Here is a 14,694-nt window from a genome sequence, read left to right on the forward strand (position 1 = left end):
CCACCGGTAGAAGAAGGTTCTGAGATCTTCGTTCCGGAAAAACCGCCGAGAGAACCACTCGACATAACAGAATTGCTAAGCCAGTGGGCATCCATTGCCACAAGCGTGGCCACGGTCATCTACATCATCAACAGGAACTAATTCGCCATAATTCATATAATTCGTATGGAGGAAAACAAGCCCCAGGTACAGCAAAACAAAGACGAAATAGATCTGCTTGAGGTATTCCTGAAAATATGGAAATACAAACGCTTCATCATAATCTTTACTGTTGTGATGGCTATTGGTTCCATCATCTATTCTTTGGTGCAGGAACCACAGTATGAAGCTGAAGTTTCTCTTTATAAAAAAACTTCCGGAGAAGGCAGATCCTCCAGAATACAAAACCTTGCCTCCCAGTTCGGTATGGGGGGAGCTTTGCCTTCCGGAGGAGATCAGTTTAGTATAGAGGATCTTACAAACAGCCGAAGGCTCAATAAAAAGATCATTTATAAAAACTGGGATACCAAAGCCTATCAGGATTCGGTAACCCTTATCGAATATTGGGAAATTGAGGGTGAAACCGAACAGGAAAAGTTTGAAAAAGCCCTGAAAAAAATAAAAGATCTGGTATCTTTCAACAGAAATGAAGAAACCCAATTGGTTACCATTACCATATTGATGCCGGAAGCTCAGCTTGCCGCCGATATAGGCAATTACCTCACCACACTCATTGAAGAATACATACAAAACGAACAAGAAACCTCCACCAGGCAGAACCTCCAATATATTGAAAAAAGGCTGGAGACAATTAAAAAGGAGCTGCGCAAAGCGGAAGAGGAGCTGAAACGTTTTCGCGAACGCAACAGGATAATCGAACAATCCCCTGAACTTCAATTGGAGTACGGACGCCTGCAACGACAGGTAACCCTTAAACAGGAAGTTTACACCACCCTTCAAACCGAAAGGGAAATGGCCGAAATCGAACTGGTCAAGGAAACCCCCGTGATCAACGTGCTGGATGAAGCGTTGGCTCCGGAACAGCGGGCCAAACCGAAAAGAAAGCTCATCGTTATAGTGGGCACCTTCGCCGGCTTTTTCCTGAGCCTACTGATCGTTGTACTTCGCTATGTTTGGAGCTATGTCAAAGGCGAAATGGAAAAACGCGGCGAAAGCCTGAAACTGTTCTGAGGCAGTCAAAGACCTCCTGTTTTCCAGACAAGAGTAACCAGATACAGGATCATCTCAATCTCATTGATCTTATCCAATCAAACCTTTTGTTTCAGCCAATCTTTAAATTCCCCGTAATCTGCCGGCATCTGAACCGCCTGTTTGGGTTTATCCTGTATCTCTCTTAAATAATCCGGCAATTCGATTTCCGCCTGAATGCTCTCCTCTACAATATCTTTGAATTTTGCGGGATGGGCTGTCTCCAGGAATATCCCCGTCTCTTCCCGATGGATCAGATGGCGACATCCCAGGTAACCTATGGCCCCATGGGGATCGGCTATATAGTTACCGGCAGCATACAAATCCTTTATCCCTTCCCGGGTTTGATCATTATCGGCCACAAAAGGCCTGATCAGGGTTTTCATTTTCCGGTGATCGTCACCAAACATCTCCCTTATGCGGATGAAATTGCTCGGATCACCCACATCCATAGCATTTGAAAGGGTTCTGACCGCAGGTCTGGGTTTATATTCTCCGCTTTCAAGATAATCCGGAACCACGCGGTTCACATTGGAAGCGGCAATAAAACGCTTAACCGGCAAACCCATTTTCCATGCCATCACACCGGCGCACAAATTCCCGTAATTGCCGCTGGGCACGGAAATAACAACATGCTCCCGTTCCGCTTCACTTAACTGATGCCACGCCCAGAAATAATACACGGCCTGGGGCAACAACCTTCCCACATTGATGGAATTGGCAGATGTTAGCGTTTTGCCGGCAAAAGCATCCTGATCGGCAAATGCTTTTTTCACCAACCTCTGGCAATCATCAAAGGTTCCCTGTATCTCCAGGGGCAGAATATTGCCACCCAAAGTAGTAAGCGTCTTCTCCTGGATATGACTCACCTTACCCGAGGGGTACAACAAAACCACCCGGATACCCTCCACATTATAGAAACTCTTCGCCACAGCGCTTCCCGTATCTCCCGATGTGGCCACCAATACGGTTATTTCTTCATTCTCCTTTTCAGCGATCTTTTTAAGTACCTCAGACAGAAAACGGGCACCTACATCCTTAAAAGCTAAAGAAGGCCCATGGAAAAGCTCCAGGGAATGTATTTGTTCCTTCACCTGAACAAGAGGAATGGGAAAATTGAACGCCCTTATGCATATTTCCTCCAAATCCCTGCGGGTAAAATCACTTTTAACAAAATCATACAATACTTCGGCAGCCAGGGAGGCAAACGGATAATCATCCATTTCTGTAAAGAAATCATTATTCTTTTTTATGATCTCCTGAGGAAAAAACAGACCGTTATCACTGCCGGCACCCTGCATGACTGCCTGCCGGAACGAAACGGTTTCACTGGTATTGTTGAGGTTGTAAAATTCCATATACTTCTTTTCTTTTATCAGGTTCCAATATATTTACCATTTATCCAGAATCACCGTACCTTTTCTGTCCACCTTCGAAATATAAGTCAAAAAATCAATCCGATAGTTTTGATAAGCCTCACTCATTGTCTTCTCTACTTTTTCTGCACATTCTTTGCTGTCACAAACAGCAAAGAAGGAAGGCCCGGATCCCGATATCGTATAACCTTTGGCTCCGGCGGAAAGGGCAATTTGCTTCAGGTCACGGTACCCCGGTATTAGCTCCGAACGTGCGGGTTCGGCAACCAAATCCTCCATAGAGTCACCAATCAGGTCGTAATTGGAGGTATAGAAGCCGGCAATCAGTCCTCCTACATTGCCCCACTGACGAATGGCATCTTTCAGATCAATGCGGTCCATGAGAAGCGACCTGCTCAGATCGGTCTTTATTTCTATCTGTGGGTGAAGCACTACGGTCCATAAATCTTCCGGCGGAGGAATGCGAATAATATCCAAAGGATGATAACTGCGTACCAGAATGATTCCCCCGAGAATAGCCGGAGCCACATTGTCCGCATGTTTTCCTCCCGAAACCAGCGCCTCTCCTTCCATGGCAAAATCCACCAGCTCTCTTTTTGTATAGGGCCTTCCCAACAATTCATTAGCCGCCACTACAGCCGCTGCCGAGCTGGAAGCACTGGAGCCCAACCCGCTTCCGGGGATAACGGTCTTGTCAATTTTCATGTCAAAACCCTCATTGCTCCCTAAATGCTCCAGCAATTTCCGGACGGCATGAGAAGCTACATTCTTTTCAGGATCCGTAGGTATTTCATTATAACCGGTTATTTCCACTATCCGGATCTCCGAAGAGCCGTTTGGATACAGTGTAACGGTGTCACCCACATGTTCAATGGGGAAACCAATGATATCAAATCCGCTTCCCATATTGGAAACCGACGCGGGAGCAAAGACTTTTATTCCTTTATACTGTTGCATAAGATCCCTTTTAATAATTGTTGTGTTGAACGATTTCGAATACATCATTCAGTACACCGGAAGCGGTTACATCCACCCCGGCACCGGCGCCTTTTATCACCAATGGCTGTTCATTATACCAGCGCGTATGCAAAAGGATGATATTGTCCGCATTATCCAGATCATAAAACGGATGTTCCTTAGGGAATGCATCAACACCCAACCTTACTTCTCCCCTGTCGAGCGTAGAAACAAACCGCAGCTTTTTTCCCTGCCGGATGTCCTCCTGCCACTTCTCCGTGATGAGCGCATCATTCTCCTGCACGGATTCAATAAATGCTTCAACGGAAGAGGCCTGCTCAACTTTTTCAGGCAGAAAGGATATCAGATCCACATCCTGCTGCTCGATGGGATAGCCGGCTTCCCGGGCAAGAATAATCATCTTTCTCATGGCATCGGTTCCCAGCAAATCGGTTCTCGGGTCCGGTTCTGTATAACCCATTTTCATAGCCTCCTGCAAGGACTGGTAAAAAGACTGATCCTCAGAAATCTTATTCAAGATGAAATTCATACTTCCCGAAAGCACTGCATCAATCCGGTCGATCCGGTCACCCGTCTTTTTCAGATTCCTGATTGTGCTTAGTATCGGCAATCCCGCCCCGACATTCGTTTCAAAAAGGAAATGGGCCCTGTTCCGGTGAGCCATCTTTTTTAACCTGCTATAATTGGTATAATCACCGGAAGCTGCTATCTTATTACATGTGGCAATGGATATGCTATGCTGTAGCAATTGATCATAAACATTACCGATTTCCTCGCTTGCTGTATTATCCACAAACACCGTATTCCGAAGATTGAAATCCACCATTTTACGGAAAAAATCCTGCCAGTTGGCAGATTCAACGTTGGATTCAATTTCCTCTACGGCATTTCCCCAATCAATCCCTTCCTTTTTGATTAACATTTTCCGGGAATTGATCATGCCAATCAGTTTAAATTCCAGATTGAACTCTTCTCTGAATTCATCCTGCTGTTCATAAATGAGCCGTATGAACTGTTTCCCAACATTTCCGGTTCCTGCTATGTATAAATGGATCTTTTTGACTTCTGAAAGGAAGAAATCTTCATGTAACAGATTGAGGGCTTTTTCCACATCCGATTCTTTTATGATGGAACTGATGTTTCGTTCGGATGAACCCTGGGCTATGGCATGTACATTAACTCCGTTGGATCCGAGCGATTGAAACAATTTGCCGCTGATGCCCGGTGTATTCAGCATATTCTGACCCACAAGGGCAATGATGGCAAAACCGGATTCACCGGCCACCGAATCAATCATTTTGGTGTTGATTTCGTAACTGAATTCCCGGTTTAGGGCGGACACGGCATCCTCTTTATCTTCCGATTGTATGCCTATACATATCGAATGCTCGGACGAGGACTGACTGATAAAAATTACATTGATATGATTTTCGGACAAACACGTAAATGTTCTGGAAGCAATACCAGCCACACCAACCATACCGCCTCCTATGAGGGTTACCATCGAAATGTCTTTAATACTGGAAATTCCCTTCACAATCCGTTCATCCCGGGTTTGTCTTACTATACGTGTGCCTTTCTCTTCGGGATAAAAACTGTTTTTTATCTGTATGGGGATGTTGTTTCTTAAGGCCGGCAAAACGGCAGGAGGATAAAGGATTCCCGCACCAAAGTACGACATCTCCAATGCCTCCTCATAGGACAATTCTTCAATACAAAAGGCATCGGGGACAATCCGGGGATCAGCAGTATATAAACCGCTTACATCGCTCCATAGGGTCAATACCTCAGCCTGTATGGCTTCGGCTATAATAGAAGCCGTTAGGTCAGAACCTCCCCTGCCCATGATCCTTACAGACCCATCCTCAGCACTTCCGATAAAACCCGGTACCACACCTATACCTTCTAACTCTGCTACAGCACCTTTAACATTGGCCAGGGTGGGTTCATATATCACTTCCCTTTTTTTGTCAGATTGCTTGATTTTTATGAGGCTTTGGGCATCCAGCAAAGTGACGTGGACTGAATGTGTCTTCAGGTATTCCGAGACAAGAAAGGAAGCCACCTGTTCTCCAATGCTAAGAATACGATCCTTGGACTTCTCAGTGGCTTCATTCAATATATTGATGCCTTCAAGAACATTTTCTCCCTTTTTGAACTCAAGATGCATTTTCCCGATTACCCCGGGTTGAGTGGAAGGAGAAAACAGGTTTCTGGCAATATCCAGATGTTGTTGCTTCATCCGCCCGTAAGGACCGGTGTAATCACCATCAGTCTCTACGGCTTTATCGATTGCCTCTTCCAGGAGATTTGTTGTATCACCCACTGCCGATACAACTACCATCGGCTTATCTGCTGCCGACAAAATGATTTGGGCTACATTTTCTATCCTTTCTGCAGAACCCAGACTACTACCACCAAACTTATATACGTTCATAATAAAAATATTATTAGATCAATGAATAATCCATGAATTGAAAAAAGCAAAATTTTCCCGTCTCTTCTATGTATGCACAATATTACCACTCCTCACACGGAGTGGTCGTAGCGGTGGTAATTGTATTAGCTGTTGTTGTAAAAATAATGGAATCAGCGGTTCCCGATCCAAAGGCAGTTCCACCGGAAAACCAATCTTCCCGAGTGATGATGCTTGGGCCGGTATTCATAAAAATATCTCCAAAGTGCCGCTTCATCTTCAAAAATTTATTTTCTTCTGCAAATAAAATGAATATTATATTGCAATACAACAAAATCTATACATTTTATAATAAGAATTTATAGAAGCAGTATTCCCCGGTAACAACCAAGCTTAACGGCTGGTGTTGTAACCACTAAATTAATTTATGTAAAAATATTGAAGCGAAAAGCCAGGTTTTTCGATGACGTAAGAAACCTGCATCCACCGAGTTTTGTCACAAGAAATTGTATAATCATAAGGGAAGCCCATCTTCCTGATAAATGAAATTCGAGGTGATTACGCTATGCCCTTACTTCACTGAGTAATTTCACACCCAAAAACTATTTCCTTACCTTATACCTGAGCCAGACATAATCATTTCCCAATTTTTGAGCATCCTGGGTGGAGAGCTTGATTTGCTCTTCTTCTATATCCAGGCCGATGAATATTCTGGGCTGAGATTTAGCAACAATAAAAGGCGCCACAATCACACTGATCTCATCTGCCAAATTTTGCTGCAACAAAAGATTATTCAGTGTGGGGCCGGTATCTGTTAAAATCGTTTCGACACTGTATTCCTCTTTCACAGCCTGAAAGGCCTCCAAAAAATCTATCCTTTCCTTACCTGCCTTAATATAAGGATATTTCTTTTCTTTGAGATAACGCAGATAATCCTTAGGGGTTGAATTGGAAACCAGAACAATGATATCTTTAATATATTCCATCTGGCGGTAAAAGTGAAGCACACCCTTTAACCGGCTTCTGCTGTCCACCACAATCCAGAATGGCCTCACATCTTCCGGATCATAAACCCGCTCTTCCTGCTCATCAGTTTCCGGTTCCGGCGGAATTTCATCCGATGCATCCAATATGGTCTGAGAGCCTACCAGGTAAGCATCCACATGTAAACTTGAGGCTATGCTGTAATGCATATTTAAATTCGCATCAAATCCGCCGAGAGAGCCATCCAGACTAACGGTATTATGAAGAATGATTTTGGGCAGCGAGTTTTCAATATAATGTTCCTTGTTCATGGCTGTATGATTTTGGGTGTAAGATAGTAATTTTTTCAATACAGCGAAAGCAATACGGAGAATTTTTTCAAAAATTCCCGGTTAAGACAAATTGTTTCTTATATCCTGAAGGGTGGTATAAAGCTGCTCAAGGGATTTCTCCTCTCTGTCACCGGTTTTATAGGTTTCAATAAACTGAAAATTCACAGGATCGAATAAACCGTGGTTTTTAAAAATTCCGGCTTCTTTGTTCCAAGCCAAAACAGAAACAATAAAAGGTTCCTGCTTATTCATAACATGAAACCGAATGGGAAACGTCTTTTCATCCGTCAGCGAATCTTCAAACACGCCCTGCAGCTCAAAGTTACCATCTCCCCCTTTAAATGGCTGCGCCAGTGACTCGCCGTCCTGCCGGATATCTTCTATATTAAAAATTCGAATCAAATAAGATACATGTTCAGCAGGAACGGAAGATATATTGCGAATCTCCACAGAAATCTTATTCAGGTTGCCCTTTTTATAATCATCTACTGGCTCTATATTTAGGTCAGCCTGAAGTTGTGCCTTCACCTGCTTGAAAAAGAGGGTTTCAACAATGCCGTGGGGTGCCGGTTTGGCCTCTTTCTCCAGCCGAATATAATACCGCCCGTCGTTCAGAAATTGATGAGGGGGATTCTGACTTTTGGGAACATCCAAAATAAAATAATTTCCCTCTTCTTCACGGATTTCATGAATCCTAATCTCACGGGGATGCGGAACAATATTGGCTGCAATCAGGCTTTCTATCCAGTTCTTATCTCTGAAATCAGAAGGTATCAGGGTCCCCTGGCAGATCCTACGGGGAAACCTGCCCGATTTTGGTAGTTTTCTCTCCTTCGGGCTCCCAATGATGATCAGACCTCCGTCTGTATTCAGAAAAGCACAAATTTCCTTGAATATGGCGTTAATTTTAATCTGGCCGCTCTTGAATTCCAGTACTGACGTTTCTTCCCGGGGTATAGAAAAATATTCCTCCAAATCTTTCTTTGTGATCTGAAAAAGACCTTTTCCGAATATTTTTTTTGCCAAATCCATAACGGGCAGATATATAAGCCACAATATTTATATAAAGGTCACTCAGGGAGCTCTTCGTCGATGCTCCTATCCGGGAATTCGCCGTCGCCTTTCAAATAGGTGTCGAACCAGCGGAACATCCGGAGGGTATAATCGTACTGGGCGGTTGCCCTCCTATATCCATGGCCGGCTCCGGGATACCGAACCAATCGCAGGGGAACCTCAGGCTTTCGTACCTTCATGTGTCGGAAAAGCTCCAGCGACTGGCTGGGATGAACTCGGGTATCGGCCTTTCCATGAGTGATAAGCAATGGGGTCTGAGCATTTCCCACATGATAAATCGGGCTTCGCTCCAGGTACTTCTGCCAGTTATTGTCTTCCCATAGCCTTTCCCGGGCATGAACCAAATATAATTCTTCGGGAATATCACTGGTACCCCATTTCGAAATGTTGTTGCTGATGCCAAAATTCATAACACCTGCGGCAAAACGATCGGAATAGTAAGTAGCCATCCAGCCTGTAGCGTACCCACCGTATGATCCGCCGGTCACACCAATACGTTCCGGATCGGCTATACCCTTATCGATCAGGTAATCCACCCCATCTACAATATCATCATATTCCGCACCAGCGGCATCGCCCTGGCTGCTTTTCAGAAATTCAATGCCCCGACCGGTACTGCCCCGATAATTGGGGTAGAATACGGCATATCCTTTGGCCGCAGCCATCTGGCCGGGGGAGCTGTAATAAGTAAGCCAACCGTTGCTGTAATGAGCTTCCGGTCCTCCGTGAACATTTACAATCAAGGGTACTTCCATTCCTTCCTCATAATTGACCGGTTTAATCAACAAGCCCTCAATCTTCAAACCATCCCGTGCCTCATAGGTAACAACGGACTGCTCACTCATCCGGACATCGTCCAGCCAGGGGTTAACATGGGTAACCCGTTCCGGGGCACCGTAAGGGGCTTTGTAATATACCTCTCCGGGATGCTTGGGGGTATTGACCTCAAATGCAATATGGCCTTTATCGGCATAGGAAAAACTTTCGTAAATTAAGCCCCCGGGTTTCAGCTTGTAGTTAAAATCAGAGCCGTCAGGACTTATAGTACCAAAACCACGTTCTGTGCTTTCGCTTGCAATGAAGTGAATGGTATTGGGATCGGTCCAGGCGATCTGTTCAAATTTTCCCTTAAAATCCGGATGAATATTTTCAGGATTCCCTCCATCAGCAGAAACTATCATGATTCGCCCCGCTATCACATCATGAATGTCGTTTCCGGCCAAAAGAGCCAACCGTTCACCTCCAGGGCTCCATCGAATGTCAGCCAGTTTACCCTCATGTTGAATGTCATCGGTAATTATTTCCCGGGTTTCGGCACTTACCACCTTCACATCCTGCTTCATATAATAATCATCAACCAGAGGCGTGGGCGCTATTCCTATAGCCAGCCTTTCATTGTCAGGAGACCAGCGAAGGGTATAAATAGAGCCTTCCGCTTTAAGTGGTTTAGCTGAAGGACTGCTCTCACTCAGATCAATTAAATACCCTTTCCTGTTCCTCAAACCCTCTTCATAAATATCAGGCTGAAAAGGTAGTTTGCTCTGTTTTTCATCTTCCGGTGCAGTCGCGGTAAAAGCCAGTCGGTCTCCGTCTGAAGCCCACTCATAATCACTAACGGAGGTTTCGAATTGATAAAGTTTCATGGGAGCTCCGCCGTGAAGCGGCATCTCATAGATAGCGTTCACCTCTTCCCCTTCGGGCCTGGCAATAAAAGTTACGGTTTCCCTTTCAGGACGGAATGCAACATCACTGACGCTGCCAAGAGTATAATAGGCTTTACTTTCCTGATTATTCGTATTGTACACGTACAGATGAATTTCTGCCGGATTGTTTTCCTTTACAGGATCAGCCGGGTCCGTAACCGTATAGGCAATGTAGCTGCCGTCTTCTGAGAGTTCAACGCTTGTTACCCTTTTGAGTCTGGTGATGTCCTCAATGCTTAAACCATTGTCACCGGCAAGTGCAGGAGAACAAAATCCTATACCAACGGCAAGCATTAGGACTGATAAAAATCTGTTTGATAAGAACTTCATAGGCAAATCTTATTCTTTAATTAAAACAAAAGCTGTTTAAATCCTGAAAAACTTTTCTCCTTCACAAAATTATAAAAAAATTTTCGGACCTTTACAACTTGTATTCTATTCGTTCGTATTATTTTTTTTAAAGATGAAAAAATAGAAAAAATGAAAAAAATCACAACCTTCTTAAACATTCTGCTCGCAGGATTATTTTTGATTGGCTTCATCCATAATGAAAGCCGGGCCCAGTCCTCCGACGGCCCCAGTTTTGAGTTTAAGGCAGAAAACAATCGCATTCAGCTTGACACCATGTATTTAAATACCATGAACGATGAGGTAAAGCTGGAAATCAAATTTGAAAACAAGGGGGATAAACCGCTTATTATTAATAAAGTCAATGGATGCTGCGGTACACGTATTACAGAATGGACTGAAAAACCGGTGCTTCCCGGAAAAGAAGGTATCATTGAAGTTCAGTTCCGGGTGCCCCCCCGTCCACATCAAATTAACCGTACTGTCAAAGCAGTTTCAAATGACCCTGAAGGGGCAAAAACCTTATACATTAAAGGTCTCGTTAAAGAACAAGACGACGGATCACTCAATCTTGGAAACAACAATTAAAATGGATTTGAACCTGCTCATATAACCACAACATCAAGGATGTTCTGCTCATTACCATGGACTCGCTCGGCGAGAAAGGAACGAAAGTAGCCAATCTTCTTAACATACAGCAATTTCCCCAGGAAGCCAACCTGGATGGCGGTATTGTCCGCTGGAAAACCGAAAATTTACCCATAGAGGTCATTTTACCAAATGCTTGTGGAGGTTGTTGTGGCTGTTCTTAACTTAACCCGAATGATTCAAGATTTATTCCTGTCTACGACAGTAGTACAAAAATAAATAAGAAGCATAACTCACCATAAACCAACCTGTCGCCTTCCTGTGGAGGCAGGACTGGCAGGAGCTCCAACCTCACCCACCTCTGGGAAGGAACCCTAAATCCCACAAAACCATTATAATTGCTGCAAGAAGGGAAAAGTAGCGCCAGAAATCACTTTCAGCTTTTTGGGATCAATTTTCACCGTTAACTGCGTTTCCACAACAAGACATTCAAAAGAGCAAGTGGGACATTAATCAATTCATAAAAAAAATCTATGAAACATAGTGACTTTTTAGAAATCTTTCGTCTAAAACAACAAGTTTAATAATATTTGATATATGAGCAAAGAATTATACCTGGCAGCGGTTGGCTTAACATTAGTTTTTATGCTTTTCGGTTTTAATTTATCTGAGAGTAATGTTCCGACTATGGAAAAGGGTCACCGGGTAGAGGAAAATAAAGAAGAAGAGGTAAAACAAGGGTTTAAATTCAACTCAATCTCCGGAGCGAGCAATGAAAATGATACAGGGCTAACCCGGGCAAACCTGGCCAAATTAAACGCATACACAGAATATCTGTACAGAAAAAGTGGGTTCAACGGAAGTATCCTTATAGGACGGCACGGATATATGGTCTATAAAAAGCATGTTGGGTACAGCAATCTAACCTATAAAACCAAACCGATCAATGATACAAGCAAATTTCAATTGGCTTCTCTTTCCAAACAATTTATAGCTGCCTCAATTATGTTGTTATATCAGCAGAGAAAACTGAATTATGAGGATCCGGTAACCGATTATATTGACAATTTTCCCTATAAAAAAGTGACCATACGTCACTTACTTCACCACACATCAGGTGTTCCTAATTATATGTGGCTGGCCGAGCGTAAATGGAAAAAAGAAACCCCGCCGGATAATGAGGAAATGATAAAAATGATGTGCCAATACAATTTAATACCTCATTTTGAACCAGGCACGCGTTATAATTATAGCAATACAGGTTACATGATCCTTGCAGGTATTGTTGAAAATATAAGCCATCAGTCCATCAGAAATTTTCTGGATGAAAATTTCTTTTCAAAGATCGGTATGAACAACACTTATGTACATAGTTTTTCAGATAATCCCATTCATAAATTCAGAAAAAATTCAGAATATCCCGGTGAACTAATTGGGTTCCGTTGGTCGTACAGAAGATATATACCGATTCCCCCTACGGTTAATGACGGAGTTATAGGAGATAAAGGTATTTACTCAACCGGTAAAGATTTGCTGAAATGGGATCAGTCGCTCGAACAAAATTTCATTCTTGCCGATTCAACTCTTAAAGAAGCTTACAAAAAAGGTACAACAGTAACCGGGGATACAATTCCTTATGGATTTGGATACCATCTACCAAAAGGCAAGAAAGAGCTGAAAGCCTATCATAATGGTGTATGGAATGGATTTACAAATGCATACAGAAAATATCACAAAGATTCTTTAACAATCATCCTATTGAGCAACAGCAGTTTTAGACGGATTACTCCTACAGTGAACGGCATAAAAAACATAATTAACTGATATATAACTAATTTAATAAATTCAAACCATACATCAGTGAACGATTTTACCCAATATTCTGATAAGGAACTAATCGTTTTAATCACAGAAAAAGGCGAAATAGATGCCTTTGGGATTCTTTATGACAGATATATTAAAACAATCTTTAATAAAGTGCTGATTACATTTGGGCATTTCCAGGACTCAGAAGATATTACTCACGATATTTTCCTGAAAATATTTCTTCGGCTCAAAACATTCAGGGGTGATTCGGATTTTTCTACATGGGTATATTCCCTGACCAATCATCATATTATTGATATTATCCGCTCAGCAAAGACAAAAAACAGCTTTGATTATGAAACAGATATGGCATCTTTCCCGGAAGAACCCGAAGATGAAGAAATTTTAACTATTGAAACAACCAAAATATTACGTCTGCTTGAACAACTTGATGCAGAAGATCGGATGATTTTGATGTTAAAATATAAAGATGAGATGTCACTTAAGGGTATAATGGAAGTTCTTGAAATAAAGGAAAGTGCTGCAAAAATGCGTATCAGCCGCGCAAAAATGAAAGCATACAAAATATATAAAGAGCAATATAAAAACATTGAAGTATGAGAAAAAAAAATAATCCATTTAAAGAAATACACGAAGACCTGGAGCCTCCTAAAGAGCTAAAAGCAAGAATCATAAAAGATGTAAAGATGCGGCAACTGATTGCTGACTCAGCAGAACTGTTCACGCTTAAATTCGGAAAAACAATGGGAGATCTCTTTTTAAGCAGATCAAAAAATGGCACAAATCATAAAAAAGATAAATTATGAATCAACTCGAACAATGGAGACAAATTTCTTTAGAATCCCTGACTACATTGGGTGAACAAATCATGCGAATTCTGCCCGGAATTCTGGCAGCTTTATTACTATTACTGGCTGGATGGCTTCTGGCCAAATTATTCTCCCGCATCATTTCACGTTTATTTAGGCTTTTAAATTTCGATAACTTGGCTGGTAGGATAAACGAATTAAAGTGGATGCAGAAAACAGAATACAAAATTGTTCCCAGTAAAATTATCGGTAAATTTGTATACTGGGTAATACTTTTGCTATTTATTATAACTGCCACTGACACACTTGGCTGGAGTGCCGTTTCACAGTCCATTAACCAGTTAATCACTTACCTCCCGCAATTATTTAGTGCCATTATAATTTTTGTGGTGGGATTTTACCTGAGCAACCTGATCAGAGAATTTATTAAAACTACTTTACAATCCTTCGAGATAGCATCTGCCTCTGTGCTTGGTGAAACAGCATTTTATATCATTATGGCAATAGTGGCCATAACTGCTCTAGAACAAGCAGGAGTAGAAACCGCACTTTTAACATCAAATATCACTTTGATTATCGGCTCTTTTTTATTGGCTTTTGCTGTTGCATTCGCCATATCATCCCGGGACGTTTTCAAAAATATCCTTTCATCCTATTATGGTAAAGGGAATTTTCATGTGGGCCAATATATTAAATTCAACAACAAAGGGGGGGAAATTATTAAAATCGACAGAATGCATGTTACCATACAGGACGGAAAGACAAAGTATATTATACCCACTGCACGCCTGATTTCAGAAGAGTTTGAAATAATTGAGAAATAAGTTGTGGTGAAGGTGACCCACTTACAAATCAACACTTTATTTAATTGGATACATCAACAAACAAGATATTTAATTTATTATAACCATTCAATAACTAAACAATTAACACAATGAAAACACAAAAAAAACACAAACAATTTTTGAAGCATCTAGCTATCGGGCTTTCTGTAGTTATTCTCAGCGTGGGGGGCTGTAGCAGTCCACAATCTGAAAAAGAAGCAGAAAAACTTATTCAAAAACAAACTGA

The 14,694-nt window shown here is 42.2% G+C and carries 14 protein-coding genes; 7 read left to right on the top strand and 7 right to left on the bottom strand.

All coding sequences use genetic code 11. The annotated features are described in order from the left end of the window. The first annotated feature begins 165 nt into the window (after nucleotides 1-165). A complete protein-coding gene (locus tag KGY70_08995; GenBank protein MBS3775311.1) occupies nucleotides 166-1,170 on the top strand; it encodes a hypothetical protein in 1,005 nt (334 codons plus the stop codon). A 77-nt stretch (nucleotides 1,171-1,247) separates the two neighbouring features. Here KGY70_08995 and thrC read toward each other — a convergent pair whose 3' ends face one another. The 7 genes from thrC to KGY70_09030 all read right to left on the bottom strand — a co-directional run bounded on the left by thrC (nucleotide 1,248) and on the right by KGY70_09030 (nucleotide 10,381). Further along, complete coding sequence (thrC, locus tag KGY70_09000) at nucleotides 1,248-2,546, bottom strand: threonine synthase (protein MBS3775312.1); 1,299 nt, start codon at nucleotides 2,544-2,546, stop codon at nucleotides 1,248-1,250. Between the two features lie 33 nt (nucleotides 2,547-2,579). Continuing rightward, a complete protein-coding gene (locus KGY70_09005; GenBank protein ID MBS3775313.1) occupies nucleotides 2,580-3,521 on the bottom strand; it encodes a homoserine kinase in 942 nt (313 codons plus the stop codon). A 10-nt stretch (nucleotides 3,522-3,531) separates the two neighbouring features. After that, nucleotides 3,532-5,979: a bifunctional aspartate kinase/homoserine dehydrogenase I gene (gene thrA / locus KGY70_09010; GenBank protein MBS3775314.1), complete on the bottom strand. Its 2,448-nt coding sequence runs from the start codon at nucleotides 5,977-5,979 to the stop codon at nucleotides 3,532-3,534. 82 nt (nucleotides 5,980-6,061) lie between these two features. After that, a complete protein-coding gene (locus KGY70_09015; GenBank protein MBS3775315.1) occupies nucleotides 6,062-6,235 on the bottom strand; it encodes a hypothetical protein in 174 nt (57 codons plus the stop codon). Between the two features lie 325 nt (nucleotides 6,236-6,560). Then, nucleotides 6,561-7,253: a RibD family protein gene (locus KGY70_09020; GenBank protein MBS3775316.1), complete on the bottom strand. Its 693-nt coding sequence runs from the start codon at nucleotides 7,251-7,253 to the stop codon at nucleotides 6,561-6,563. 81 nt (nucleotides 7,254-7,334) lie between these two features. Beyond that, on the bottom strand, nucleotides 7,335-8,306 hold the full coding sequence (locus tag KGY70_09025) for an ATP-binding protein (GenBank protein ID MBS3775317.1): 972 nt from the start codon (nucleotides 8,304-8,306) through the stop codon (nucleotides 7,335-7,337). Nucleotides 8,307-8,344: 38 nt separating this feature from the next. Next, on the bottom strand, nucleotides 8,345-10,381 hold the full coding sequence (locus KGY70_09030; protein MBS3775318.1) for a S9 family peptidase: 2,037 nt from the start codon (nucleotides 10,379-10,381) through the stop codon (nucleotides 8,345-8,347). Nucleotides 10,382-10,531: 150 nt separating this feature from the next. Between KGY70_09030 and KGY70_09035 the strand changes: the two genes are divergently transcribed. From KGY70_09035 to KGY70_09060, 6 genes are all read left to right on the top strand, one after another. Continuing rightward, a complete protein-coding gene (locus KGY70_09035) occupies nucleotides 10,532-10,987 on the top strand; it encodes a DUF1573 domain-containing protein (GenBank protein MBS3775319.1) in 456 nt (151 codons plus the stop codon). A 56-nt stretch (nucleotides 10,988-11,043) separates the two neighbouring features. After that, nucleotides 11,044-11,211, top strand: coding sequence for a hypothetical protein (locus KGY70_09040; protein ID MBS3775320.1), 168 nt, complete (start codon nucleotides 11,044-11,046; stop codon nucleotides 11,209-11,211). 373 nt (nucleotides 11,212-11,584) lie between these two features. Next, nucleotides 11,585-12,811 carry a beta-lactamase family protein gene (locus tag KGY70_09045; protein ID MBS3775321.1) on the top strand — a complete coding sequence of 409 codons (1,227 nt, stop codon included), beginning with the start codon at nucleotides 11,585-11,587 and terminating at the stop codon, nucleotides 12,809-12,811. A gap of 36 nt (nucleotides 12,812-12,847) precedes the next feature. Continuing rightward, nucleotides 12,848-13,414: an RNA polymerase sigma factor gene (locus tag KGY70_09050; GenBank protein MBS3775322.1), complete on the top strand. Its 567-nt coding sequence runs from the start codon at nucleotides 12,848-12,850 to the stop codon at nucleotides 13,412-13,414. Continuing rightward, complete coding sequence (locus KGY70_09055; protein MBS3775323.1) at nucleotides 13,411-13,620, top strand: hypothetical protein; 210 nt, start codon at nucleotides 13,411-13,413, stop codon at nucleotides 13,618-13,620. Before KGY70_09050 ends, KGY70_09055 begins: the two co-directional genes overlap by 4 nt. Before the next feature lie 47 nt (nucleotides 13,621-13,667). After that, the gene (locus KGY70_09060) at nucleotides 13,668-14,447 is read left to right on the top strand and encodes a hypothetical protein (protein ID MBS3775324.1); all 780 of its coding nucleotides are present in this window, start codon (nucleotides 13,668-13,670) and stop codon (nucleotides 14,445-14,447) included. The last annotated feature ends 247 nt before the right edge of the window (nucleotides 14,448-14,694 follow it).

It is taken from the genome of Bacteroidales bacterium (assembly GCA_018334875.1).
Lineage (GTDB): Bacteria > Bacteroidota > Bacteroidia > Bacteroidales > UBA12077 > JAGXLC01.